Source organism: Nocardioides sp. P86, from assembly GCF_023712465.1.
GTDB lineage: Bacteria > Actinomycetota > Actinomycetes > Propionibacteriales > Nocardioidaceae > Nocardioides > Nocardioides kribbensis.
Genome location: NZ_JAMAYE010000002.1, coordinates 65,484 through 89,951, shown reverse-complemented (window position 1 = coordinate 89,951; position 24,468 = coordinate 65,484). Strand labels below are relative to the sequence as shown.

Here is a 24,468-nt window from a genome sequence, read left to right as displayed (position 1 = left end):
GACGACGCCACACCCCCGACCGTGACAGCAGCGCTGTCACGGACAGTGCCATGATGACGCCCATGAGCGACATCGACGTCCTGGAGCGCATCCTCGCCGAGCGGTGGAGCTGCCGCGGCTACCTGCCCGACCCCGTCGACGACGCGGTGGTCGAGCGGCTGCTGCTCGCCGCGCAGCGCACGCCGTCGTGGTGCAACACCCAGCCCTGGCAGGTGCACGTGGTCTCCGGCGACGCCGCACGTGCGCTGAGCGCGCGCATGCTCGCCTCCTTCGACGGCGCCGGCAGCGACTTCCCCTTCCCGGAGACCTACACCGAGGAGCGGCAGGCGCGACGACGCGAGAGCGGCTGGCAGCTCTACGACGCCGTCGGGATCGCCAAGGGCGACCGGGAGCGCTCCTTCGCCGAGGGGCTGCGCAACTTCGAGCTCTTCGGCGCGCCCCACGTCGCCGTCGTGACGACCGCCGCCGAGCTCGGCACCTACGGCGCGGTCGACTGCGGGCTCTACGTGCAGACCTTCCTGCTCGCGGCCCACGCCCTCGGCCTCGGCGCCTGCGCCCAGGCCGCCCTGGCGGGGCAGTCGCCGCTGCTGCACGAGGTGCTCGACCTGGCCGAGGACCGCCGCGTGGTCTGCGGCATCTCCTTCGGCCACCCCGACCCCGGGCACCCCACGGCGTCCTACCGCACCACGCGGGCCCCGCTGGAGGAGGTCGTCACGCGCGTCACGAGTCTCGACGGGGCTGCGCACCACTCCTAGGTCGGCAGCCAGGACACCTGCCCGGCGAGCACGGCGTAGCCGACGAAGGCGCCGATGTCGAGCAGGGTGTGGGCCACCACCAGCGGCATCACCCGGCCCCACCGGCGGTAGAGCCAGCCGAAGAGCAGGCCCATGACGAGGTTGCCCACGAAGCCGCCGAGGCCCTGGTAGAGGTGGTAGCTCCCCCGCAGCACGGCGGCCACGACGATCGCCGTCAGGTCGCCCAGGCCCAGCTGACGCAGCCGCACCAGCACGTAGCCGAGGACCAGCACCTCCTCCACGATGGCGTTCTCCAGCGCCGAGAGCACCAGCACGGGGATGTGCCACCACACGTCGGGCAGGTTGTCCGGCACCACGGTGAGGCTCAGGCCCAGGGCGTGCATCACGAGGTAGAAGGCGACCCCGACCGACCCGACGCCGGCGGCGATCGCGGCGCCGCGCGCGAGGTCGAGCCCGGTCAGCCACGCTCCCCCGCGGGCCCACAGCTCGCGCAGGCCAGCGCCGGAGCGCACCAGGAGGTAGCCCGCCAGCAGCACCGGCACGAGCGAGAAGCCGAAGGCCAGCAGCTGGTAGACCAGGTCGAACCACGGTCGCTGCGGGGCGTAGGAGCCGTTCATCGACGCCGTCTGGCCCGCGAGCCCCCCGGGGGCGGTCGCCGCCTCGAGCAGGTTGACCACCGAGTAGACGGCCGAGCGCCCCAGCGAGAGCGCCAGCACCACGACCAGCTCGACGAGCAGCAGCCGGCGGCTCAGCAGCCCTCCCGGGCTCTGCGGCGCCGGCACGGCGGTCGAGCCGGGCACCTCGGCGGCCCGGGCGGCCCGGCCGCGGGGGTCGGGGGCGGGCCCACGGGCGGGGTCGGGGGACGGGCCGGACCCGTCGGTGTGCGTCGCCACGGACGCCAGCCTGCCACCCGCAGGTGAGGGGCGGCTGAGAGCCGGCGTGGCAGGGTGGACGGCACGCACCTCGTCTACTCGGAACGGGAGCACACCCATGCACGACCCCGCACACCCCTCGTCCCAGGCCCCCGGCAGCGACACCACGGCGTCGCCCCACCCGGCCTCTCCTCCCCCCGCCACCACCCGGCGCCGGCTGCTCGGCGGCTCGGGGGCGCTGGCCGCCGGGGCCGTCGGCGCCACGGTCTCCCGCGGGTCCGCCGCCGCGGCCGGCCCCGGTCGGGGACCCGGCCCGTCGGGCGTCCTCGACACCGCCGAGTGGCCCGACGGGCCCGGGCGCCCGCTGCGCGCCCAGCGCGCCGACCGCGAGCTGCGCGCGATCATGGCCGAGGTCGACCCCGACCGGATCCGTGCCATCGTGGAGAAGCTGGGGTCCTTCGGCACCCGGCACACCCTGTCGAGCCAGGACGACCCCGAGCGCGGCATCGGCGCGGCCCGCGACTGGATCGCCGCCGAGATGCGCCGCTACGCAGCGCGCTCGGGCGGGCGGATGAGCGTCACGGTCCCGTCGTACGTGCAGGAGCCGGCCTCGCGCATCCCCGCGCCGACCCGGATCAGCAACGTCGTGGCGCGTCTGGAGGGCTCCTCGGATCCCGGAAGGGTCTACGTCGTCTCCGGTCACTACGACTCGCGTGCCACCGACGTCATGGACGCCACCTCCGACGCCCCCGGCGCCGACGACGACGCCAGCGGCGTGGCCGTGGCCATGGAGCTCGCCCGCATCATGGCCACCCGGCGCCCGGCCGCGACCATCCTCTTCGCGGCCGTGGCCGGCGAGGAGCAGGGCCTCTACGGCTCCACGTTCCTGGCCCGCCAGCTCACCGAGGAGGGCGCCGACGTCCAGGGCATGTTCACCGACGACATCGTCGGCAGCAGCCGCGCCGACGACGGCGAGCGCGACCGGCGCAGCGTGCGGCTCTTCGTGCAGGGCGTGCCGACGAGCGAGGACGAGGCGCGCGCCGCGACCCGGCTCTCGATCGGCGGGGAGAACGACTCCCCCACGCGCCAGCTCGGCCGCTTCGTCGCCGAGGTCGCCGACCCGCGCCTGACCGGCATGGAGGTGCGCCTGGTCTACCGCCTCGACCGCTACCTGCGCGGCGGCGACCACCGACCCTTCCTCGAGGCGGGCTACCCCGCGGCCCGCTTCACCGAGCCGGCCGAGGACTTCGCCCACCAGCACCAGGACGTGCGGGTCGAGGACGGCGTGCAGTACGGCGACCTGGTGCGCTTCTGCGACATGGACTACATCGCCGGCGTCACCCGGGTCAACGCCGCCGCCCTGTGGTCGCTGGCCCAGGCCCCGGGCGTGCCGCGCGACGTGGTGGTGGACACCACCGCGCTGACCAACGACAGCACCCTGAGCTGGTCGCCCGGGTCGGGCGAGACCGCGTCGTACGAGGTCGTGTGGCGCCCGACCCCCGAGCCGCTGTGGCAGCACGTCGTCGCGGTGCGGGGCACGAGCGCGACCCTGGACCTGTCGAAGGACAACGTCGTGCTCGGGGTGCGCGCCGTGGGGCCCGACGGCCACCGCAGCCCCGCGGTGTTCCCGTTCCCCGCCCCCGCCTGACCGGTCTCCCGCAGGCGCCCCGGCAAGCCGGTCCGCCCGGGTGAGCGCAGGCCCCTGCGGGCCGTGGTGGTGTGGCACCTCACCCGCGCGGCCGTCCCCGGCCGCCCCACCACGACCCGCAGGAGTCCTCGTGACCGCACCCCACCGCGACGCGCCCACCGGGGCGGACGCCGGCCACGACCCGCGCCACGCGCAGCGCGCCGTCGAGCTCGCGCTGCTCAACGTCGACCAGGGCGGCAAGCCCTTCGCCTGCGTGGTGGTCGACGCCGCGACGGGCGAGGTGGTCGTGGAGGCGGCCAACCAGGTGGCCCAGTCCGGCGACCCGACCGCCCACGCCGAGATCACCGCGATCCGCGACCTCGCCGCCCGGGGGCGCTCCGACCTCGAGGGCTGCGACGTCTACGTCACCGCCTACCCCTGCCCCATGTGCCTCGGCGCGCTCTACTACGCCGCACCCGACCGGGTGCTCTTCGGCGCGACCCGCGAGCAGGAGGGCGAGCACTACGAGGACGGTGGGCGCTGGATGACCCTGGCGACTTTCTACGACGAGTACGCCCGGGAGCCCGCGGACCGCAGCCTGCCCTCGGCCCAGGTGGCGCTCGAGGACCCGACCGCGCCGTTCCGTGCCTGGTCGGAGCGCCACGGCTGAGGCCGTCTGCCTTCACTCCGACGCAGTGAAGCCTCAGGCTTGACAGGCAGGCGGATCGGGCCGGGCGGATCAGACCAGGCGGATCGAGCCAGGCGGATCGAGCCAGGCGGATCGAGCCAGGCGGATCGAGCCAGGCGGATCAGGCCAGGTGGATCAGTGCGGCGCCGCCGAGGGCGAGCAACCAGCTGGCGAAGCTGCCGATGAGGAAGTACTCGGTCACGTCGCTCGGCCCGTCGGCGGGCAGCCCCGGGTCGCGCTGGGCGCGCTGCAGCTCGGGGAACCGCAGCAGCCCCTTGGCCGCCACGACGATGGCGGCCGCGGTGAGCTCGCCCAGCGCTCCCAGGCCGGTCAGGAAGACGCGCTCCATCGGGCCCAGCACGCGCCCGCCCTTGAGCTGCTTCTCCCCCGAGGTCGCGGGCACGCCGACGGCGTCGAGCAGGAGGCGGACCAGGATGTTGGCCGTCACCAGCTGCGCGAGCACCACACCGGTGGCGACCAGGAGGTCGGCGGCGGGCCAGCGCGCGAGGAGCGTGGCGTCCAGGCGGGCGGGCCAGACCGGCTCCGAGCCCACCAGCTGCACCCCCAGCACGGCGACGGCGGCGCCGGCCACCGGCGCCGCGAAGGCGACCACCCGCGCGCGCGAGCGCGACCGGGCGGGGAGGTCCACGTCCATCGCCCGCGCCGACGCCAGCAGCCACACCACGAGCGCGACGGCCAGCAGGAGGAAGAGGGCGACGACCTCGCCCGCCCCGAGGTCGAGGAGCACCAGCCCGACCAGCAGCGGCGCGAGACCCGCGACGAGGCAGCCGAGCAGCCGACCGCGGCTGAGGAGGTCGTGGGAGGGGCGACCGAGGTCGCAGCCCCCCAGGCCCACCAGCCACAGCCCCACCAGCACCAGGCTCACCGCTGCTCCTCCCGACCGGCCCTCGCCGGCCCCGTCGCCGATCCCGCCCCTGAGTCCGCCTCGGTCCCTCCCGCCGCGAAGCTGAGGTGAGCATCGCGCAGCGCACCGACACCGCGGGCGAACTGCTGGCTGACCGCCGACCGCGAGATGCCCTGGTCGGCGGCGATCTCCGCCTGGGAGCGGCCCTGGAGCGCCGCGAGCGCCAGGCTGCGGCCGCGGTCGCCGAGGCGGTCGAGCAGCGCGTCGCGGGTGAGCAGGAAGGCGTTGACCGGGCCGGCGTGGGTGCCGCCGGCCCCGGCGTCGTACCAGGTGCGACTGGAGGCGCGGCGCGGGCGTCCCAGCACGTCGAGGGCCTCGCGTGCGGCCCACCAGCCCGGCCCGTCCTGGAGCAGCGGGGTGCGCTGGTCGTCGTAGACCGTGACCTCGCCGTGGCCCAGGCCGCAGCGCACGTCGACGTCGGGCAGCAGGGCCAGGCGCACCAGGGCGGTGGCCAGCACCGCGTCGGCCAGGGTCGTGAAGGCTCCCTGGAGCTCGTCGCCCACGGTCGCCTCGAGGCGCTGCGCCGGGGTCAGGGCACGGGAGACCTCGGCGAGCACCTCGACGATGCGCCGCTGGGCCGCACCGCGGTCGGGCAGGTCGCGGGAGCCGACGACGTCGCCGATGAGGGTGAAGAGCTGCACCATTGGTCAAGCATATCGCTGAACTAGACCGAAGTTAAGCCATGATCTGGATCAGCCGACCGAGGTGGTCTCGTCGCTCCCACGCTCGCCCGCCCGGCTCCGGTCCGTGCCGGGCTCGGCCGTCGCCTCCGGTGCGGACGCTGCGGTCGCAGGCGTGCGCACGAGCAGTGAGAGCAGCACGGCCACCGCCGAGACCACGCCTCCCCAGAGCAGGGAGTCCTGCACGCCTGACGCCGTGGCGGCCGCGGCGGGAGCCCCGCCCTCGGCGGCCCGCGTGGCGCCACGGGTCATCACCGTCACGAAGAGCGCCGTACCCGCTGCGCCGGCCACCTGCTGCACCGTGCTCACGATGGCGCTGCCGTGGGAGTAGAGGTGCGGGGGCAGCGAGCCCAGCGCGGAGGTCAGCAGCGGCGTGAACATGAGCGCGATGCCGATGCTCAGCAGCACGTGGGCGCCCACGACGGTGGCCGTGGCGGTGCCCTGGTCGAAGGTGCTCATCAGCCACAGCGCCGCACTGGCCACCACCGCGCCCGGCGGCACCAGGGGACGCGGGCCCACCCGGTCGAAGACCCGACCGACGACCGGTGCCATGAGGCCCATGACGACACCGCCGGGCAGCAGGACCAGGCCGGTGCGCAGCGTGGAGAGGCCCAGGACGTCCTGCAGGAAGATGGGCAGCAGGATGAGGGTGCCGAAGAGCGCCATCATCGCCACCACGACGAGGGCGACGGCGACGGCGAAGGCCCGCGACCCGAAGGCCCGCAGGTCGAGCAGCGCCCGCTCCCCCAGGCGCAGCTGCCGGTGCACGAACAGGCCGAGGGCCACGAGGCCGGCTCCGAGGGGCACCCAGGGCGAGACCGGGGCGTCGCCCGAGGCGCTCTCGCCGATGCTGCTGAGGCCGTAGACCAGGCCGCTGAAGCCGAGGGCGGAGAGCACGACGGAGGCGACGTCGACCGGCACCGCGGTGCGCTCGGCCACGTCGCGCACCCACAGCCGCCCGAGCCCGAGCGCGAGCACCGCGATCGGCAGGACGATCCAGAACATCCATCGCCAGCTCAGCTGGTCGAGCACGACCCCGGACACGGTCGGGCCGACCGCCGGAGCCACCGAGATGACGATGGAGATCGTGCCCATCATGCGGCCGCGACGCTCGGCCGGCACGAGGTTGAGGATCGTGGTGATCAGCAACGGCATCATGATGGCGGTGCCGGAGGCCTGCACCACCCGGGCGAGCACCAGCACCGCGAAGGTGGGGGCCAGCGCCGCGAGCAGCGTGCCGGCCGTGAACGCCGACATGGCCACCGTGAAGAGCGTGCGCAGCGAGAAGCGACCGATGAGGTAGCCGGTGACCGGGATGACCACGGCCATGGTCAGCAGGAACGCGGTGGTGATCCACTGCGCGGTCGACGCCGCGATCGAGAACTCCCCCATCAGTCGCGGCAGGGCCACGCTCATGATCGTCTCGTTGAGGATCACCACGAAGGCGGAGCCGACCAGCAGTGCGATCAGGCGGGCCGCACCCGGCGGCAGGCCCGCGCCGGGGTCCGCCGGGGCGGGGGCGTGGGGGTCGGTGAGCGTGTCGGGCACGAGGCTTCCCTCTCGGTGGCGGTGCGACGGCGGCTGGGGGCGGACGGCGCGGCGCCGCTCCTCCCCGGGATCTTTCTGCACGGAGTACAACTTTGCACGTCGTCGGTTTTGTTCCACACTTCCCGGATGGGTCTGCGCGAGGACAAGAAGCAGGCGGCGTGGCAGGAGATCCGCGGCGCGGCGTGGCGTCTCTTCGCCGAGCGCGGCTTCGACGCGGTCAGCGTCGAGGAAATCGCCGGCGCCGCCGGCGTCTCGCGCAGCACCTTCTTCAACTACTTCCGCACCAAGGAAGCGGTGGTCGTCGACCCCGCGCCCCGTGTCGTACGCCGCCTCGACGACCTCCTGGCCGAGCAGCCGGTCGAGCGCGAGGCCTGGGAGGCGCTGACCGCGGTGCTGGTCGGGCTGACCCGTGCCGACCGTGACGACATGGTCGTGCGCCGCCGACTGGTGGCCGACATTCCGGAGCTGCAGCGCGGGGCCCACGAGCTCGGCGAGCAGCTCGCCGCGCAGCTCGTGGCGTGGATGACGACCCGCCTGCCGCACGATCCGCTCGGGGCCGCCCTGGTGGTGGAGCTGTCGCTCGCCGCCACCCGCACCGCGTGGGCGGCGTGGCCCGAGGACGCCGGGGTGGACGCCTACCTCGCGCTGCTCCAGGACTGCCTCCGCCGCGCGCGGCCCGCCGCGGACGGGCGCGGACGACCCGAGGCGCACTGAGGCTCACTGAGCCTCACCGGCGCATCGCCCGCCAGGTGCGCTCGGAGCGCAGCCAGGACGCGACGACCCGGGCGCACACGGTCGGGTCGGCCTCGACGGTCTCGCACCGCCGGCCGCGACCGCCGGCGGCCCAGGGCTGCACGCACACCCGCGTGCCGCCGGCCCGGTCACTGCTGTGGTCGCCGACCCGGTCGCCGGCGCACAGGCCCGGTCGCAGGCAGCCGGTGCGCACCAGCACCGCGCCCGCCTCCCGCCTCACGACGGCGCGCAGCGCCTCGAGGACGGGGGCGTGCGTCGCGCCGCAGGCGCCCGCCGCGCACACTCCCACCGCCACCGTGGGCTCGCCGTCCTGACGTGTCCTGGCCATGACGCACCTCCTCGCGGGCCGCGACTGCGACCACCTCCACCGTACATGAGAATCGTTCTCGCTTGGTGGGTCGCGGCGGTCCGCTCAGGCGACCGTGCCCTCCCAGGTGAAGACCGCCCCGGCCTCGACGGCGTAGGTCCGCGAGGTCGTGCCCCCGACGACCACCCGCACCAGCTGGGTCTGCCCGGTGTCGTTGTAGCCGTAGACCCCGACCGTGCCGTCGGGGCGCAGGAAGGCCGAGGACCACACGCTCCAGCTGGTGGCGGAGCTGGTCACGCTGAGCGCCCCCGGACGGGCCGCCCGCGCCAGCTGCGCGAGCACGGCGTGCTCCGGGCCGGTGGTCACCGTGCGGTCGGGCGCCACGGCGAGCACGCCGCGGCAGGTCTTGCAGCCCCACCGTGACCCGGCGTCGAGACCCACGCCGGGGGTCGTGCTGAGCGCGGCGTTCCAGAACATCAGCCCGCCGGAGCCGGCCCGCACGCTGCGCACGACGAGGTTCGCGGAGTCCCAGCGGAAGGTGCCCCACCGGGAGTCGGTGGTGCCGGTGCACTCGGTGAGGATCGACGGCACGGCGAGGCCGGCCATCTGGTCCGGGGTGCCGCCGTAGCAGTGGAAGGCCGCGGCGGCGTGCGCGCCGGGCGCCTGCGCCAGCACCGCGTCGACGCGCGCCCGGTCGCTCCAGTTGTGGTCCACGGCCCACAGGTCGACGCCGAGCGCCCGCAGCCGGGGCGCGACCGCGGCGGCCACCCGTGCCAGCTGCTCGTCGCTCATGCGCATGGTCGTGTAGTCGCTGGCGTGCCCGGGCTCGTTGACGATGCTGAGCGCCGAGACCGGCACACCGCGTTCGCGCAGCCAGGCCGCCTGGGCCACGAGCATCGAGGCGTAGGACGCCTCTGCGCCCACCAGGAGCGACCCGCCGCGCAGCGAGCGGGAGTCCTTCATCGAGGCCGGTGCCGACCAGGGGGCCACGACGACCTCCAGGTCGGGGTTGAGCGGCAGGGCCCGGGTCAGCAGGTAGTCCACCGCCCTCCGGGCCTCGGCGGGCGGCGTCACCCTGCGCCCGTCCCACCCCCACGTCCACAACCGGGTGGAGAAGTCGGTCGACGACAGCGGGAGTCGCACCCAGTCCAGCCGTGCACCGTCGGCGCGGGCGCGGTCGAAGAGCAGGCGGGTGGCGGTCTCGTTGCCGCCGAGCTGGACGACGGCCGCATCGGTGAGCGCGGCGCCGACCCCGCGCCAGACCTGCGCGCGGCGCGAGGTGTCGACGGTGACCGTCGCGGTGGCCGGGGCGGTCGTCGCGGCCGCGGGCACGACCGTGCGGGCGGCGTCGGCGCCCGACGACAGCGTCATCCGGTCCACCGTGACGACGCTAGCTCCCGGGTGCACCGGCACGCGCGGTCGGGCGGAGGCGGCGGCGCCCAGCGGGAGGACGAGGGCCAGCCCGACGAGCAGGGCGAGGCCGCGGCGGGCCGCGTGTCGCGGCGTACGACGGGGGCGTGCGGGCGGGGTGGGCGTGGAGGTCGCGGTGGTCATCGCTGTCGTTCCTGGTGGGTCCGGCGTCAGGGGGGTGCCGGGCAGTCGCACCCATCGGCGGCGGTCGGGCCGACCCGAGGGGTTCGGGGTCGCGGATCGACGTCGGCCGACGACGTCGTCGTCAGTTTGCCTACGACTCGTAGGCAGATGCAGGATGGGCGTAGTCGATCCCCGGACGGAGACACACGACATGGCACGAGCAGGACTCACGACGCAGCGACTCACCCTCGAGGCCGCCGACCTGGCCGACGAGGCCGGCTTCGCCGCGGTCACCCCCGCCGCGCTCGCACGGCGCGTGGGCGTACGCCCCGCGAGCCTCTACTCCCACCTGCGCGATGCCGACGACCTGCGCACCCGCGTCGCCCTGCTCGCGCTGGAGGAGATGGCCGACCGGGTCGGCGCAGCCGTCGCCGGCCGCGCCGGCAAGGACGCCCTCGTCGCCTTCGGCGGCGCCTACCGCGACTACGCCCGGGAGCACCCCGGGCGCTACGACGCCGCGCGGTTGAGGCTCGACCCCGCCACGGCCGCCGCCAGCGCCGGCCCGCGCCACGCCGAGCTGGCCCGCGCCGTGCTCCGGGGCTACGACCTCACCGGGGAGGACCAGACCCACGCCGTGCGCCTGCTCGGCAGCGTCTTCCACGGCTACACCAGCCTCGAGGCGGCCGGCGGCTTCGGCCACAGCAGCCCCGACAGCGACACCACCTGGCGCCGCACGCTCGACGCGCTCGACGTGCTGCTGCGCCGTTGGCCCGACCCCACCCAGGAGACACCGTGACCCACGACCCCATCCCCTCACCCACCACCTCCCCCGCCCCGAGCCCCGCCACCGCGCTCGCGCACCGGGTCTCGTTCACCACCCCGGCCGGGCACCTCCTCGTCCGCGGTGCGCTCGACCTCGAGGACACCGACCGCGGTCTCGTGCCGCACCGGCTGCCCCGCTGGGTGCGCGAGCGCCATGCCGACGCCCAGCTGGCGATGGCGCAGTCGCAGACCTCCGGCGTGCGGCTGCTGCTGCGCACCCGGGCCACGACGCTCGCCCTGCAGACCGTGCCCACCAAGCGGGTCTACCCCGGCCTGCCCGCCCGTCCCGACGGCGTCTACGACCTGCTCGTCGACGACGTGCCGACCGCCGAGGCCACCGTCCGCGGCGGCGACACCGTCACCCTCGACATGGCCGCCGGGACCGCACGCCACGACCTCGGCGCCGCCGGCACCGCCACCTTCACCGGCCTGCCCGCCCACGACAAGACCGTCGAGATCTGGCTGCCCCACGACGAGACGACCACCCTGGTCGCGCTGCGCTCCGACGCCCCGGTCGGCCCCGCCGAGCGCGCGGACCGCCCGGTCTGGCTGCACCACGGCAGCTCCCTGAGCCACGGGTCCTTCGCCGCGAGCCCCACGGGCACGTGGCCGGCGGTCGCGGCCCGTGCCGCCGGGGTCGAGCTGGTCAACCTCGGGCTGGGTGGCAGCGCCCTGCTCGACCCGTTCCTGGCCCGCACGCTGCGCGACACCCCGGCCGACCTGATCAGCCTCGAGATCGGCATCAACGTCGTCAACGCCGACCTGATGCGGCTGCGCGCCTTCGTGCCCGCGGTCCACGGCTTCCTCGACACCATCCGCGACGGCCACCCCGACACCCCGCTGCTGGTGGTCTCCCCGCTGCTGTGCCCCCTCCACGAGGACACCCCCGGTCCGACCGCCCCCGACCTCGACGCCCTGCGCGCCGGCGAGCTGCGCTTCGTCGCCACCGGCGACCCGGCCGAGGTCGCCGCGGGCCGGCTCACGCTCTCCGTCGTACGCCGCGAGCTCGCGAGCCTGGTCGCGGCACGCGCCGACGACCCCCACCTGCACCTGCTCGACGGCCTGGAGCTCTACGACGAGGCCGACCACGCCCGGCACCCGCTCGTGGACGGCCTCCACCCGGGACCCGAGACGCACCGCGAGGTCGGTGAGCGGTTCGCGGGCGTCGTACGGAGTCTGGCGTCAGGACTCCTGCGATGATGGGGTCAGGACGGGTGCTCGGCTGCCGATGGGGTGGGTCGGACCCGTCCCCCGACCCGTGAGGTGGTGCAGCAGGTGCGTCGCGACTCCCCCCACGTCGCCTTCGCGACCTGGACGGGGGCCTTCGTGCTCGCGGCTGTGGTCGGTCTCTACACCAAGCCGGCCGACTCCGCGATCGCCCTCTTCTGGCCCGCGGCCGGCGTCGCCGTCAGCTGGCTGCTGGCCTCGCGGACCGCACCGGCCCGGGCGGGGGTGCTGCTCGTCGTCGCCTCCGTCCTCGTGGTGCAGGCCACCGTCGTCTACGACGGCGTCGCGGCGGTCCTGCTCGTCGCCGCCGCCCACGTGGTCCTGGCCGGCGGCTGCGCGGCCCTGCTGCACCGGCTGGCGCTGAGCGAGGCCGGTCCCGAGGACCCGTGGGGGCCGCTCCGGTCGGCTCACGGCCTCATGGCCGTGATCGTCTCCGCCGCCGCCTCCTCACTCGGCACCTCGCCGCTCATCGCGGCCGCCGTGGTGACCTCCGGGGGCGTGTGGTCGTGGGAGACCCCGTTGGCCTGGACCGGACGCAACGCCGTGGCCGTCGTGCTGGTCACCGTCACCGTGGTCGCGGTCTGCTCCGACGGCCGCTCGACCCTCGCGGTGCGCGACCGGGTGCGCGCGCCGCGGCCCTCCCGGTCGGGCCTGGGCGCCCGGGTGGGCGGCTCCGTGCCCGAGCTGGGTCTGCTGCTGCTCGCGACCGCCACCGCGCTCGTCGTGGTGTTCCAGGTCGCTCCCGGGCTGCCCCTGGTGTTCGTGCTGGTCGCGGTCGTGGCCTGGGCCGGCGCCCGCTTCGCGGTGGAGACCGCCGCCCTGCACGTGCTCGCCACCTCGATGGCGGTGATCGCTGCGACGGCGCTCGGTGTGGGGCCGTTCGCCGAGGTGACCGATCCGCTCATGCGGGCGCTCGTCGCACAGCTGTTCGTGGGCCTCTGCTTCTGCCTCGCCCTCACCCTCGCGCTCGGGGAGGAGCGTCACGAGCGGCTCGCGACCCGACTGCGCGCCTCGGAGGCCGAGGCCCGGGCGCAGGCCGACCTGCTCGCCACCGTCACGGCCTCCATGACCGACGCCCTGGTGGTGCTCGGGGCCGACGGCAGGGTCGTGCTGGCCAACCAGGCCGCCCGCTCCCTGCTCGGCGGCTCGACCGTCGTGGCGCTCGACGACCCGGCGCGCCACGGCTTCTTGCTCCCCGACGGCACGCCCATCCCCACCGAGGACGGTCTCCACACCCGCGCCCTGCGCGGGGAGACCGTCGCCGGGGAGCTGGTGCAGCACGTCGCCGCCGACAGCGGCGAGCGGCGCTTCCTGTCGGTGGGCGCCGCACCCCTGCCCGGAGCGCAGCCCTCCGCGGTCTTCCTGCTGCGCGACGTCACCCGCGAGCAGATGCACCTGCGCCAGGTGCAGGGCTTCGCCGGCATGGTCGCCCACGACCTGAAGTCCCCGCTGGCCGCCCTGACCGGTTGGCACCAGATGCTGGCCGAGGAGCTCGACGCCCTCGGAGCGCCGGCGGCCACCGCCGCCGGCATGAACGACCGCATCGGGTCCTCGACCCGCCGCATGGCCCGGCTCATCGACGACCTGCTCGGCTACGCCCGCGCCCAGGCCGCCGAGCACCACCCCGAGCCCGTCGACCTCGACGCCGTGGTCGGCGAGGTCCTGGCCGACCGACCCGACCTCGGGCCCGGGGCCGTGACCTGCGCCACGGGCGCCGTCCTGCACGCCGACCCCGTGCAGCTGCGCCAGGTCATGGCCAACCTCGTGGGCAACGCGCTGAAGTACGTCGCGCCCGGCACCACCCCCCGGGTCCGGATCAGCGCCCGCACCACCCACGGCTGGGACGAGGTCGTCGTCGACGACAACGGCGTCGGCATCCCGGCCGGCCAGCACGAGGCCGTCTTCGACCCCTTCGTGCGCATGCACACCGGCTACGAGGGCACCGGACTGGGCCTGGCCATCTGCCGCACCGTCGCCGACAAGCACGGCGGCTCCCTCACCGCCCGCACCGGACCCGAGGGCGTCGGCACCCGGATGGTGCTGCGCCTGCCGTCGGGCGGCCCGGGCGTCGGCCCGGGCGTCGGCCCGGGCACGGAGCGACCCTCGGCACGGCCGGCCTCCGACCGGGTCGTCCCAGGCGCCCTGCGACCGGTCGGGTCCGCCGAGCGCGGCTGAGGCCACCGCCGCGGCGTCGCCCGCCTGCCCGGGCGGCCGCGGGCCGTGGGGGCGGGCGCCCGTGCGGGCCGGGTGGGTCGTCGTGCGCAGCGTGGATGCGTATCCACGGTCCGCATGACGACCGCGCGCACGGCACCGCCAGGTGCATGCCGCGCGCCTCGACCCGTCCCACCCCGTCAGGCGGTGACATCACCAGGCCCGACCTGTGGGGCCCCTCGACCGCACGCCCGGGCGGCCACCGACCCACCCCACGGGAGGGAGCCGGACCCCCCGGCCGGTGCGGTTGCGTGAGGGACGTCGAGGGACCACCGCGACGGCCCGAGCGGCCGAGCACCTCTCGTCCTCGACGACAGGAGACGACATGACCTACACCCAGGACACCACCGCGGGCCCCACAACGGGCTCGGCACCACCGAGGCGCCGGGCACCGGGGCCCAGGCGCAGCACGCAGCCTCCACCGCGGCCGACGAGACCCGTCACGTCGCGTCGGTGGCCGGTGAGGAGGCCGGCACCGTGGCCGCCGAGGCCCGGGCCCAGGCCCGCAGCGTGCTCGACGACGCGGTCGCCCAGGCCACAGAGCAGTCACGCACGCAGCGCGACCGTCTGGTCACGACGCTGCACGGCCTCAGCGACGATCTCGACCAGATGGCCTCCAGCGGCACGCAGTCGGGGCTGGCCACCGAGGCCGCCCGTCAGGTCTCGCGGCGCGCCCGCAGCCTCGGCACCCACCTCGACGGGCGCGAGCCCAGCGACCTGCTCGACGACGTCAGGGGCTTCGCCCGCCGCCGACCGGGCGTGTTCCTCGCCGGAGCGCTCGCCGCAGGGGTCGTCACCGGCCGCCTGCTCAGCGGTGCCCGCGCCTCCGGGTCCGCCTCGGGCGCCCCGACCGGCACCGAGGACGTCCGGGCGCCGCGTCGCCGGTCCTGCCGCCCACCACCCCGGGCACCACACCGGTGGCTCCGCCGAGCACCCCCACCCCCGTGACGCCGGCGACGACGGCCGTCCCGGCCCCCGGTGCCGACGAGGCTCCCCGGAGGGACCCGCTGGCCGACCCCCTGGCCGACCCGCTGGCCGACCCCCTGGGTCACGACGACCGCCCGGGGTCGCTGCGATGACCCAGACCCCGACGCCCGACGGCGGGCAGCGCAGCCTCGGCGAGATCGTGGGCGACATCACCCAGGACCTCACCACCCTGGTCCGCCAGGAGCTCGACCTCGCCAAGACCGAGATGAAGCAGGAGGCCGGCCGGGCCGGCAAGGGCGCCGGCCTGCTCGGCGGCGCCGGCGTGGCCGGGTCCTACCTGCTGCTGTTCCTCTCCGCGGCGGCGATGTTCGGCCTCGACGCCGTGCTGCCGCTGTGGCTGGCCGCGCTCGTCGTGGCCCTGGTGTGGGGCGTCGTCGCCGGCGCCCTCGCCCTGACCGGCAAGAAGGCTCTCCAGCAGAGCAACCCGCAGCTGCCGACCACGCAGCGCACCCTCAAGGAGGACGCATCATGGGCCAGAGCACAGAAGAGCTGAGCAACGACATCGCAGGCACCCGCGAGGCCCTCGCACACGACCTCGACGCCCTGCACGACCGGGTGAGCCCGAGCGCGATCGTCGAGCGTCGCAAGGCCGCCGTGCGCGGGCGCGCCTCGTCGGTGCGCGACCGGGTGATGGGCAGCGCCTCGGGGGTGCGCGACTCGGCCGGCTCGACGGCCGGCTCCACCCTCGGCAGCGCCACCGACGGGGTGCGCGGCGCGGCCTCGAGCGCTGCGGACAGCACCGGCAGCGCCGTGCAGGGCAGCCCGCTCGGTGCCGGGCTGGTGGCCTTCGGCGCAGGGCTGCTCGTCGCCGCGCTCGTCCCGGCCAGCGACGCCGAGGCACGTCTCGCGCAGCAGACCGTCGACGCCGCCAAGGAGCACGGCCAGCCCGTGGTCGACGAGGTCAAGCAGGCCGGTCAGGACGTGGCCGGGCACCTCAAGGACAGCGCCGCCGACGCCGCCGCGCAGGTCAAGGACACCGCGCAGCAGTCCGCCGCCCGGGTCCAGGACGAGGGCTCCTCCTCGGTGCAGAGCGTGCGCGCCGAGACCCCCGGCGCCTGAGCCGCGCGCAACGACGTACGACGACCGCCGCCGCCCCTCCGAGGGGAGCGGCGGTCGTCGCACGCCGGGTCGATGGTGACGCGGGCCGGCGCCCCTGCTCACTCCCCCGCTGGCGGTGACGCCACCTCGACGCTCGACGGCAACTCCGCGCGCACCAGCGCGAGCAGTCGTGCCTTCTCCTCGTCGCCGCCACCCGTCTCGTTCCACCGGCAGCAGGCGTCGAAGGTGGCACGGGTCATCCCGTACGGCTCCCAGTCGGCGTAGTCCTCGCCGAGGCCGCCTTCGTCGTCCCAGAACGGCCCGGCGTACTCGTGGTGCCTCAGCTCGACGTAGGTGACGGGGGCGGCGCCGCTCGCCTCAGCGGGTCGGGCCGAGTCGTAGGAGAAGCCGGAGGACCGGAGCTCGCTGGTCCCACCCGTCATCTCAGGCAGCTGCCGCCGGAGACGCCGTACACCGCGCTGTCGTCGGGGGCACGCGACTGCGACCTCTCCAGCGCCTCGATGGTCGTGCGCAGGTCCTCCTGGCACGCGGACACCTCGGCGCGGCCGAGGACGTAGCCGCCCAGTCCGGACGTCGTGGCGATCAGGACGGCAGCGATGCCGAGCAGCAGGACCCTGGACACGCATCCATCCTGGCTGTTCTTCCTGTGTCGGGGGAAGTCCCGAGACGCGAGAAGAGGGTGCCGGATCTGTCCGGCACCCTCTCCCACCTGCATCTTCTCCGGTCGGGCTGACAGGATTTGAACCTGCGACCCCTTGACCCCCAGGCCGATAGTGCGTCGTTTCGAGTTGTTGCCCGTCGGTGCATTCTACGTCGTTCTTGCAGGTCAAGACATGCGCGCGCACCGACGGGCAACAACCCGAAGTCTCGGGAAATGTCGAAGATTGACGTGAAGATGTTGTCAGTCAAGTAGTCAGACCAACGGTGTCGGCACTCGGCAGAATTAGGGTGCTGGCGTCGCAACTTCTCGCCTTCTTGCGGTGCCTACGTCGGATGAGAACCACCGATCTGCCCTTGCTCGCACTCGCCAGGTTGCTGGTCGGTTGCGGCGCCGAGACCCTCGTCTCGCCGGACCCGTCTGCGATCACGACTACCGCCGAGACCAGGGCCGTGCCTGCGGTGCTTCCTAGACCACGAGATCGTTGCTGGGACCGTGGCTCTAGCGCCGCCCGGGAAGGCGCCTGACCCACACGGCACACACCGCAGTGCGCCGGCCGACCACCTGGTCAGGTGCTGCAGGTATCGGTGCCGCGGTCGAGTACCTCCCCGTCGGTGTCGACGTAGGACCAGTCGTACCCCTCGTCGCGCAGGATGAGGTCGAGCACCCCGAAGCGGTCGTTCTGGAGGAACTGCGACCCGGTCCGCTGCTCGCGGACCTCGTAGAACGACTTGCCGCCGGTCCCGACCACGAACTGGCGGGTCCCTGCCGCGGTCCCGGTAACGGTGTGGCCGGTGACGTCGAGGCGGTCGAACCGTTCGTAGTCGTGGTCATGGGCGGCGAGGTCGAGGTCGACGCCGGAGTCGACGAGGATCTCCCATAGCGGCTGGAGGAACAACTGGGGGCCGTGGGCCCCGGAGGACCACCGGGGGTGGTGCATCGCGACCGCGGTGCAGGTGGCGGGGTGCGCGGCCAGGTCGGCGGTGAGCCAGTCGATCTGCGCGGCGCAGGCGTCCTGCTCGCAGTTGGAGTCCATCAGGTAGACCCGCCAGGTGCCCAGCTCGACCACGGCGTGGGTGGGGGCGCCGAGGTAGTCCCGGTACCCGGCGGCTCCGGTGGTGTTGTACTCGTGGTTGCCCGGCACCGCCAGCAGCCGGTCCGAGAACCGGCCCCAGCTCTTGGCCCAGGAAGCCGCGAACGACGCTACGGTGCCGTTCTCGTACTGCAGGTCACCCAGCGCGAGGACCCGGTCGGGATCCAGGCGTGTGGTCAGGTCTGCGGTGGCCTGCTGCTGACACGTCGTCGGTGTCGTGGCCTCGCCCGGCTCGCAGGCGATGTCGCCGACCGCGACCAGCTCGACCGTCACGCCCGCCGTGGTCCCGGCATAGGCCGGGGGCGCGCTCGGGGCGGGTGCCGGCGGGTCCGCGGGGGCGGGCGTGCTGCACCCGGTCAGCGTCACGAGGGCGGCGGCGAGCAGCAGGAGTACCTTGCGGACCTCACGTGGGGGCGACATCGGCTGAACGTAGGTCGGCGCACCTGCACGCGACCTGACCGTCCAGGTCGGGTCCGGCGTAGTCAGGTTGATGGCAGGTCCAGTGCGCGACCCTGGACCCTCATCACGACGAAGGAGCCCCCACCGTGTTCGACCTGATCAACGGACTGCCCATCCACCCCCTCGTGGTCCACGCCGTCGTGGTCCTCCTGCCCCTGGCGATCCTCGGCACCATCGCGATCGCTGCCCGACCGGTCTGGCGCCTCACCTACGGTCCGCTGGTCGTCGCGATCGCGGCCGTCGCCGCCGCCCTGGTGCCAGTCGCCACCTCGAGCGGCGAGGCCCTTGAGGAGCGCGTCGGTGACCCCGGTCAGCACGCCGCCCTCGGTGACCAGCTGCTCTGGTTCGCCCTGCCCGTGCTCGTCCTAGCACTGGTCCTGGTGGTCCTCGCTCGCCGCGAGCGTTCCCGCACCCGTGCCGCTGAAGGGACCGGCAGCACGAGCAGCCGCACCCCCGCGCGCGCCACCAGCGCGGTCGCCGTCCTGGCGGTACTGGCCTCCCTGGCCTGCGCGGTGCAGGTCTACCGCGTCGGGGACTCCGGCGCGAAGGCCGTGTGGTCCGACCAGGTCAGCGCAGCGCCCTCCTCGACGGGAGACTGATCCGATGGCGACGGTGGGGGTCTGCGAGGACGACGAGGGCATCCGGTCGGTGCTGGTGCGCGGGCTGCGCGCCGGCGGCCACGACGTCCTGGCCGCCCACGACGGCGCCGAGGCGCTGCGCCTGCTCGGCACCGACAGCGCGGTCGAGGTGGTCGTGATGGACGTCGGGCTGCCCGACACCGACGGCCGCGACGTCGTGCAGGCGCTCAAGTCCGCCGGCCAGCACGCCCCCGTCCTCTTCCTCACCGCACTGGGCGCCACCCAGGACAAGCTGCAGGGCTTCGCCTCCGGCGGCGACGACTACATGGTCAAGCCCTTCGACCTACGCGAGCTCCTCGCCCGCGTCGAGATTCTCGCTGCTCGCGGGACACCGAGCCGTGGCCCGGCCGGTGGGCTGGTCCTCGACCCCGTCGCCCACGCCGCCCGCACCGCGACCGGGGAGGTGCTGCTCACCCCGACCGAGTTCCGGATGCTGGCCGCCATCACATCGCGACCCGGTCAGGTCGTCCGACGACGCACCGTCGTCGCCGCCGCCTGGCCCGACGGGTCGGTCGTCGCCGAGAACACCGTCGACAGTTTCATCCGGCGCATCCGCACCAAGCTCGACTCGATCGACTCCCCCACCGGGATCGAGACCGTGCGCGGCGTCGGGTACCGGGTCGCGTGAGCAGCCACCAACCACCCCCCGCCGCATCCGCGGGCGTGGCCGTGGGCCGGCGGTGGAGCTGGCGTCGTGACGACGGCTCCGACGCCGGCACGTTCCGCCGTCAGCTGGTCGTCTCCACCGCAGTCCTCGGAGCCCTGGTGGCGATCGCCCTGGTCGTCGTGGTCCAGATCGTGCTCGCCGGCGCATCGACCAGCGCGATCGAACGGGTACTCCTGGACCGCGCCGACGTCGTCGTCCAGGCAGCCAGCACCGACTCCACCGCTGGAGGACTCAGAGTTCCCGACGCCGCCCTCGACCCGGGCGTCGCGGTCTACGACCTGGCCGGCTCCCTGATCGCAGGCGACGTCCCGCCGGCCCAGCAGGAGGTCTTCTCCGACCTCTCCGCCACCGCCGTCACGCGGACCCGTGAGGTCGACGACTCCTACGTCGTACTAGGCCGCCCCTTCACCACCACGGCGGGCGACGAGGGCGTGGTCGTGCTCACCGAGCCGCTGGGGCCCTACGAGAACGACGAGCGCACCGCGCTGCTGGTCTCGCTCAGCGCCGGAGCGGTCATCGTCGTGCTGGCCACCGCCCTCGCGGGCTGGGCCAGCCGCCGAGCCCTCGCACCGGTGGCCCAGATGGCAGCGACGGCGGCCGAGTGGAGCGCCCACGACCTCGACCGCCGCTTCGACCTCGGACCACCCGGCAACGAGATCCGCGCCCTCGGCGCCACCCTGGACGGCCTGCTGGACCGAGTCCGCTCGACCATCCGCGCCGAGCAGCGCCTCAGCACCGAACTGGCCCACGAGCTGCGCACCCCGCTGACCACCATTCAGGCCACCGCCGACCTGGTCGCGATGCGCACCGACATCGACGACGAGCTGCGACACGACGTCGAGCAGATTCAACGCACCTGCCGCAGCATGGCCGGCACCGTCACCAGCCTGCTCGACCTGGCCCGCACCAACCACATCGACCACGACGCGACCTGCTCCCTGACCGAGGTGCTCGACGACGTCCTGGACCACCTGGCCACCGCAGACCAGGTCTTGCTCGACGTCCCTGCTGGCACCGCCCTCGACCTGCCACACGGCCTGGCCGTCCGCGTCCTCTCACCCGTCATCGCCAACGCCGTGCGCGTCGCGCAGCACGTCGAGGTCCGCGCGGACGCCGGCGGCGGGCAGGTGCAGGTGCGCGTCTCCGACGACGGCCCCGGCGTACCGCCCGCCCACATCGAGGACGTCTTCGAGCCAGGATTCTCCACGCACGCCAGCAACGGACTGGGACTCGCCCTGGCCCGCCGGGTCGCCCGAGGCGCCGGCGGCGACCTGGACCTCACAGCCCACGGCGACCTCGACGGCGCCACCTTCGTCGCGACCTTCCCAGGACGGAATCCCCCGGGGCCGTGACAGCCGACCGGGTCCGGTCAGTCAGGTTCCTGGCAGGCCCGCGCTCCTAGCGTCGAAGCATGACCGCCATCTTCGTCCCGCTCCTCGCGACCCTCGGACCAGCAGCGCTGCTCCTGCTCTGCGCCGTCGTCTTCGCCGAGACCGGGCTCCTGGTCGGGTTCTTCCTCCCCGGCGACTCGCTGCTCTTCGCAGCAGGCCTTCTCGTCGCGACCGGGACCATCCCCGTTCCGGTCCTCCTCGTCGTGGCCGCTACCTGGGCCAGCGCCTCGGTCGGCGACCAGGTCGCGTACACGATCGGACGTCGCTACGGGCCCCGCCTCTTCGACCGACGCCCTTCGAGGCTCTTCTCGCCGCGGCACGTGTCCGCCGCTCGTGCGTTCTTCGACCGGCACGGTCACAAGGCCGTGATCCTGGCCCGCTTCGTGCCCCTGGCCCGCACCTTCACTCCCGTCGTCGCCGGCGCGGTCGCGATGCCACGCCGACGCTTCACCGCCTACAACGTCCTCGGTGGCCTTGCCTGGACCACCGCGATGACCCTGGCCGGGTTCTACCTCGGCGGCGTCCCGCTCATCGCCCACCACGTCGAGGTCACCTCACTGGCCCTCGTCGGGCTCTCGCTGGTCCCGGCCGCCATCGCCCTCGCCCGGGGCCGGCTCGCCCAACCCCGGGTCAACGACAACCAGTCAGGTCGCTGGCAGGAGCCAGCCGCGATGGTCGACCACGACACCCATCCCCACCAGGAAGGCCTCCACCGATGACCTCACACGCCCCCGGGCCCACACGCCGAGCACGGCAGCGCGGCCATGATGCACCCAGCAGCACACCCAGCAGATCCGCGCGCACCATGCTCAACAAGGTTCCCCAGGTCACGCTCCTGTTCTGGGTCGTCAAGATCCTCTCCACCACCGTCGGAGAGACCGCCGCCGACTTCCTCGCCGGCAACCTGGGTCTCGGCCTCAGCCTGACCAGCCTGATCATGGCTGTCCTCCTGGCAGCGGCACTGACCATGCAGCTGCGACGTGACCGCTACGTGCCCTGGGTCTACTGGCTCACCGTGGTCCTGGTCAGCATCGTCGGCACCCTGGTCTCCGACAACCTCGTCGACAACCTCGGCGTCAGCCTGTGGACCACCACCGCCGTCTTCGCCGTCGCCCTGGCCGCCACCTTCACCGCCTGGTGGCGCACCGAGCACACCCTGTCCATCCACGCCATCACCACGCCCCGACGCGAGTGGTTCTACTGGGCCGCGATCCTGTCCACCTTCGCCCTCGGCACCTCCGCCGGCGACCTCGTCTCCGAAGGCCTCTCCCTCGGCTATCTCCTCAGCGCCGGCATCTTCGGCCTCGCCATCGCCCTGGTCACCCTCGGGTACTGGAAGGGCGGCCTTGGCGCCGTGCTCGCCTTCTGGACCGCCTATGTCCTCACCCGCCCGCTCGGTGCCTCCATCGGCGACCTCCTCACCGCCAGCACCACCGACGGCGGCCTCGGACTCGGCACCAACGCCACCAGCGCCCTGTTCCTCGTCGTCATCCTCGCCGCCGTCGCCTGGTTCACCGGCCAGGAGCCGCGTCACCACCACGTCGAGACGACGACACCCATCGCTCGCTCCTGATTACACCGTCGATTCACCGACCGCCGCACCCCGGGATCCCCCTTCCCGGGGTGCGGCCCCATGCGCTGTCAAGGCGATCTCCAGCGGGTGCGGATCGGGCGTCACCCGCTGGTGACTCACACGTCACTTGAGGGTCTAGTTGCCTCACCGGTTCAGTGCCGCAACAAGGGTCCCGGCAGCCGCGCGCGAGGCGTCGTCGGTGCGGTGCCCGTAGGTGTCGGCGGTGATGGGCGACGGAGGAATAACCGAGGTTGCGACTAACCACGTGCGGCGGGACGCCGTGCAGCAGGGCGATGGTGGCGGATGGTGGCGTAGGTGTCGCAGCGTGTGCAGCACCAGTTATAGGAGATTGCGGGGGTCCCCGGGGTGGCCCAACTCTGTGGTGGGCACGAGAAACGCCGCTGCACGTCGCGCGGTCCGTGTCGAGGAGACCGCCAGGTCGGTGACGGTCGTCCCGCACGGGCTCCCCACCCCCGGCCGTCTCAGCACCCTCACGGCCCTGCAGGTCGGCCCGCTGTCGGTGGGCGAGATACTCGTCGCGCTCGACCTGAAGCGTTTAGCGATCTCATACCCGCTCAAGCACCTGCGCCGCCTCGGCCCCATCCTCGCCGACCGGCACGGGCGCCGTGTCACCCACCGCGACTGCGAGGTCCATGTCCTCGACTCATCGAGGGCGGCCTCGACCACGCCGAGCACCTCCGACTGGCAGCGCGAGACCCCTGCCTGAACTAAACACACACCAGGCGGACCGCCGCCTGGTTGGCGACGGCCCGCCTGCGTGTGGCGGCGGAGTCAGGACGCGAGCAGGTTTTCCATGGTGTCGATCTCACCGGCCTGTGAGGTTGCGATCTCCTCGGCGAGGTCGATGGCGGGCTTGTACTGGCCCTGCTCGGTCTCCGCCTCGGCCATGTCGATCGCGCCGGTGTGGTGCTCGATCATCATCTCCAGCCACATGTCCTGGAACTTGGAGTCGGGGGCGTCTTCGAGGGCGGTCATGTCGGCGGCGGACATCATGCCGGGCATGTCCATGGACCCGGCTTCCATGCCTTCCATTGCTGCGCCGGCCTCGCCGTCTTCGTGGTCGGCGTTGGCGTGGTCGCGCATGGTGCTGGGGATCTCCTCGTCCCAGTCGGTGAGCCAGTCGGTGAAGGTCTCGATCTCGGGGGCCTGGGCCGCCCTGATCTCGTCCGCCAGCTGCTGCACCTCGGGGTCGAGGTCGCGGCCCATGGTCAGGTCGACCATGGCGAGGGCCTGGGCGTGGTGCTGGAGCATCTCGGAGGCGAAGGCGACGTCGGCGTCGTTGTGCTCGGTGGTCGACACCTCGGCACTCGTGTCACCACCGTCGGCGTCGTTGCCGCAGGCGGCGGAGGTGAGGGCGAGGGTGAGGCCGAGTGCGGTCGCGCTGATGGCGCGGGTCGTGCGGTTGCTGCGCATGGGGTTCTCCTGGGATGGGTCCTGGGTGGTCGGCTGCGTGCCGCACCCGGGTTGCGGGGGGCGGCGGGGCTGCCGATCAGCACCTGATGACGGAGAACTCCCAGACCGGTGGTGGGCCGGTCCCGAGGCGGGAGGCGACCCACCCGGTCGTCACCGTGGTGGCGGCGGTGGGGAGGAGCGCCCAGAACCGTGGGGTGTGCCGGGTGCCGAGGGCCGCGAGGAGCAGGAGTGCTGCGGCGGTGGCGGCAAGCATGGCGGCGCAGAGCATGACCATGCCGCCCATGTCGTGTCCGCCACCCTCATCAGAACCGGAACCGTCCACAGCCGGGTCGGCTACCGGGTCGGCTACCGGGTCGAGGACGAGGCTCTCAGCCGGGGCGGCGGTGTCGCTGCTCATGCCGCTCATGGCCGGGTGTCCGCCGTGGTCGGCCTCGCCCATGACGCCGTGGGTGGACAGGGCGTGCATCCCGAGGATGCCGAGCACGATGGACACGACCACGGCAGCAAGCAGGCCGGGGACGGCCCTGCCTGTGCTGGTGGTCGGACCCATGGTGCTCACCC

At 73.9% G+C, this 24,468-nt stretch carries 27 protein-coding genes and 1 tRNA gene; 16 read left to right on the top strand and 12 right to left on the bottom strand.

The window, feature by feature from the left end:
• Positions 1 to 62: 62 nt before the first annotated feature.
• Positions 63 to 755 carry a nitroreductase gene (locus M3673_RS07945; protein WP_228942742.1) on the top strand — a complete coding sequence of 231 codons (693 nt, stop codon included), beginning with the start codon at positions 63 to 65 and terminating at the stop codon, positions 753 to 755.
• Here the strand turns inward: M3673_RS07945 and M3673_RS07940 are convergent.
• Positions 752 to 1,648 (bottom strand): CPBP family intramembrane glutamic endopeptidase, encoded by an 897-nt coding sequence (locus tag M3673_RS07940; protein WP_251532875.1) that lies wholly within the window; start codon positions 1,646 to 1,648, stop codon positions 752 to 754. The two genes, M3673_RS07945 and M3673_RS07940, sit on opposite strands and share 4 nt — an antisense overlap.
• Before the next feature lie 97 nt (positions 1,649 to 1,745).
• Between M3673_RS07940 and M3673_RS07935 the strand changes: the two genes are divergently transcribed.
• Both M3673_RS07935 and M3673_RS07930 read left to right on the top strand, forming a co-directional pair.
• Complete coding sequence (locus M3673_RS07935; protein ID WP_251532874.1) at positions 1,746 to 3,275, top strand: M28 family metallopeptidase; 1,530 nt, start codon at positions 1,746 to 1,748, stop codon at positions 3,273 to 3,275.
• A 130-nt stretch (positions 3,276 to 3,405) separates the two neighbouring features.
• Positions 3,406 to 3,924 carry a nucleoside deaminase gene (locus M3673_RS07930; RefSeq protein ID WP_251532873.1) on the top strand — a complete coding sequence of 173 codons (519 nt, stop codon included), beginning with the start codon at positions 3,406 to 3,408 and terminating at the stop codon, positions 3,922 to 3,924.
• A 139-nt stretch (positions 3,925 to 4,063) separates the two neighbouring features.
• Here M3673_RS07930 and M3673_RS07925 read toward each other — a convergent pair whose 3' ends face one another.
• The 3 genes from M3673_RS07925 to M3673_RS07915 are packed head-to-tail and all read right to left on the bottom strand — an operon-like array spanning position 4,064 to position 7,095.
• The gene (locus M3673_RS07925) at positions 4,064 to 4,828 is read right to left on the bottom strand and encodes a hypothetical protein (RefSeq protein ID WP_251532872.1); all 765 of its coding nucleotides are present in this window, start codon (positions 4,826 to 4,828) and stop codon (positions 4,064 to 4,066) included.
• Complete coding sequence (locus tag M3673_RS07920) at positions 4,825 to 5,511, bottom strand: SatD family protein (protein WP_251532871.1); 687 nt, start codon at positions 5,509 to 5,511, stop codon at positions 4,825 to 4,827. The genes M3673_RS07925 and M3673_RS07920 overlap by 4 nt, the downstream gene beginning before the upstream one ends.
• A gap of 48 nt (positions 5,512 to 5,559) precedes the next feature.
• The gene (locus M3673_RS07915) at positions 5,560 to 7,095 is read right to left on the bottom strand and encodes an MDR family MFS transporter (protein ID WP_251532870.1); all 1,536 of its coding nucleotides are present in this window, start codon (positions 7,093 to 7,095) and stop codon (positions 5,560 to 5,562) included.
• A 126-nt stretch (positions 7,096 to 7,221) separates the two neighbouring features.
• Between M3673_RS07915 and M3673_RS07910 the strand changes: the two genes are divergently transcribed.
• Positions 7,222 to 7,809, top strand: a complete 588-nt coding sequence (locus M3673_RS07910; protein WP_251532869.1) for a TetR family transcriptional regulator — start codon at positions 7,222 to 7,224, stop codon at positions 7,807 to 7,809.
• A gap of 13 nt (positions 7,810 to 7,822) precedes the next feature.
• Here M3673_RS07910 and M3673_RS07905 read toward each other — a convergent pair whose 3' ends face one another.
• Positions 7,823 to 8,176, bottom strand: a complete 354-nt coding sequence (locus M3673_RS07905; RefSeq protein WP_193660778.1) for a hypothetical protein — start codon at positions 8,174 to 8,176, stop codon at positions 7,823 to 7,825.
• 84 nt (positions 8,177 to 8,260) lie between these two features.
• Entirely contained in the window at positions 8,261 to 9,709 is a 1,449-nt protein-coding gene (locus M3673_RS07900) for a glycoside hydrolase family 30 protein (protein ID WP_251532868.1), read from the bottom strand.
• 190 nt (positions 9,710 to 9,899) lie between these two features.
• On the opposite strand from M3673_RS07900, the gene M3673_RS07895 reads away from it, so the two are divergent.
• The 6 genes from M3673_RS07895 (at position 9,900) to M3673_RS07870 (ending at position 15,994) form a co-directional block, all read left to right on the top strand.
• Positions 9,900 to 10,484, top strand: a complete 585-nt coding sequence (locus tag M3673_RS07895) for a TetR/AcrR family transcriptional regulator (protein WP_193660776.1) — start codon at positions 9,900 to 9,902, stop codon at positions 10,482 to 10,484.
• Complete coding sequence (locus M3673_RS07890; protein ID WP_251532867.1) at positions 10,481 to 11,710, top strand: GDSL-type esterase/lipase family protein; 1,230 nt, start codon at positions 10,481 to 10,483, stop codon at positions 11,708 to 11,710. The genes M3673_RS07895 and M3673_RS07890 overlap by 4 nt, the downstream gene beginning before the upstream one ends.
• A gap of 75 nt (positions 11,711 to 11,785) precedes the next feature.
• Positions 11,786 to 13,912: a PAS domain-containing sensor histidine kinase gene (locus M3673_RS19620; RefSeq protein WP_251532866.1), complete on the top strand. Its 2,127-nt coding sequence runs from the start codon at positions 11,786 to 11,788 to the stop codon at positions 13,910 to 13,912.
• Positions 13,913 to 14,401: 489 nt separating this feature from the next.
• Positions 14,402 to 14,896 (top strand): hypothetical protein, encoded by a 495-nt coding sequence (locus M3673_RS07880; protein WP_251532865.1) that lies wholly within the window; start codon positions 14,402 to 14,404, stop codon positions 14,894 to 14,896.
• A 127-nt stretch (positions 14,897 to 15,023) separates the two neighbouring features.
• Entirely contained in the window at positions 15,024 to 15,428 is a 405-nt protein-coding gene (locus M3673_RS07875; RefSeq protein WP_251532864.1) for a phage holin family protein, read from the top strand.
• The gene (locus M3673_RS07870) at positions 15,404 to 15,994 is read left to right on the top strand and encodes a DUF3618 domain-containing protein (RefSeq protein WP_251532863.1); all 591 of its coding nucleotides are present in this window, start codon (positions 15,404 to 15,406) and stop codon (positions 15,992 to 15,994) included. Before M3673_RS07875 ends, M3673_RS07870 begins: the two co-directional genes overlap by 25 nt.
• A gap of 98 nt (positions 15,995 to 16,092) precedes the next feature.
• On the opposite strand, the gene M3673_RS07865 is transcribed toward M3673_RS07870, so the two are convergent.
• The 4 genes from M3673_RS07865 to M3673_RS07850 form a co-directional block, all read right to left on the bottom strand.
• The gene (locus M3673_RS07865; RefSeq protein WP_251532862.1) at positions 16,093 to 16,416 is read right to left on the bottom strand and encodes a hypothetical protein; all 324 of its coding nucleotides are present in this window, start codon (positions 16,414 to 16,416) and stop codon (positions 16,093 to 16,095) included.
• The gene (locus M3673_RS07860; RefSeq protein ID WP_251532861.1) at positions 16,413 to 16,616 is read right to left on the bottom strand and encodes a hypothetical protein; all 204 of its coding nucleotides are present in this window, start codon (positions 16,614 to 16,616) and stop codon (positions 16,413 to 16,415) included. The genes M3673_RS07865 and M3673_RS07860 overlap by 4 nt, the downstream gene beginning before the upstream one ends.
• Positions 16,617 to 16,718: 102 nt before the next feature.
• Positions 16,719 to 16,856: transfer RNA gene (locus tag M3673_RS07855), tRNA-OTHER, on the bottom strand.
• A gap of 364 nt (positions 16,857 to 17,220) precedes the next feature.
• On the bottom strand, positions 17,221 to 18,165 hold the full coding sequence (locus M3673_RS07850; protein ID WP_251532860.1) for a metallophosphoesterase: 945 nt from the start codon (positions 18,163 to 18,165) through the stop codon (positions 17,221 to 17,223).
• 125 nt (positions 18,166 to 18,290) lie between these two features.
• On the opposite strand from M3673_RS07850, the gene M3673_RS07845 reads away from it, so the two are divergent.
• From M3673_RS07845 to M3673_RS07820, 6 genes are all read left to right on the top strand, one after another.
• On the top strand, positions 18,291 to 18,803 hold the full coding sequence (locus M3673_RS07845) for a DUF2231 domain-containing protein (RefSeq protein WP_251532859.1): 513 nt from the start codon (positions 18,291 to 18,293) through the stop codon (positions 18,801 to 18,803).
• Between the two features lie 4 nt (positions 18,804 to 18,807).
• Entirely contained in the window at positions 18,808 to 19,470 is a 663-nt protein-coding gene (locus tag M3673_RS07840) for a response regulator transcription factor (RefSeq protein WP_251532858.1), read from the top strand.
• Positions 19,467 to 20,861, top strand: coding sequence for a HAMP domain-containing sensor histidine kinase (locus M3673_RS19615; RefSeq protein WP_251532857.1), 1,395 nt, complete (start codon positions 19,467 to 19,469; stop codon positions 20,859 to 20,861). The genes M3673_RS07840 and M3673_RS19615 overlap by 4 nt, the downstream gene beginning before the upstream one ends.
• 59 nt (positions 20,862 to 20,920) lie before the next feature.
• Positions 20,921 to 21,619 carry a DedA family protein gene (locus tag M3673_RS07830; RefSeq protein WP_251532856.1) on the top strand — a complete coding sequence of 233 codons (699 nt, stop codon included), beginning with the start codon at positions 20,921 to 20,923 and terminating at the stop codon, positions 21,617 to 21,619.
• Positions 21,620 to 21,705: 86 nt separating this feature from the next.
• Positions 21,706 to 22,473 carry a hypothetical protein gene (locus tag M3673_RS07825; RefSeq protein ID WP_251532855.1) on the top strand — a complete coding sequence of 256 codons (768 nt, stop codon included), beginning with the start codon at positions 21,706 to 21,708 and terminating at the stop codon, positions 22,471 to 22,473.
• A 442-nt stretch (positions 22,474 to 22,915) separates the two neighbouring features.
• Positions 22,916 to 23,200 (top strand): helix-turn-helix transcriptional regulator, encoded by a 285-nt coding sequence (locus M3673_RS07820; protein WP_251532854.1) that lies wholly within the window; start codon positions 22,916 to 22,918, stop codon positions 23,198 to 23,200.
• Positions 23,201 to 23,265: 65 nt separating this feature from the next.
• On the opposite strand, the gene M3673_RS07815 is transcribed toward M3673_RS07820, so the two are convergent.
• Positions 23,266 to 23,907 (bottom strand): DUF305 domain-containing protein, encoded by a 642-nt coding sequence (locus tag M3673_RS07815; protein WP_251532853.1) that lies wholly within the window; start codon positions 23,905 to 23,907, stop codon positions 23,266 to 23,268.
• Positions 23,908 to 23,983: 76 nt separating this feature from the next.
• Positions 23,984 to 24,457: a DUF6153 family protein gene (locus M3673_RS07810; protein ID WP_251532852.1), complete on the bottom strand. Its 474-nt coding sequence runs from the start codon at positions 24,455 to 24,457 to the stop codon at positions 23,984 to 23,986.
• Positions 24,458 to 24,468 lie beyond the last annotated feature (11 nt).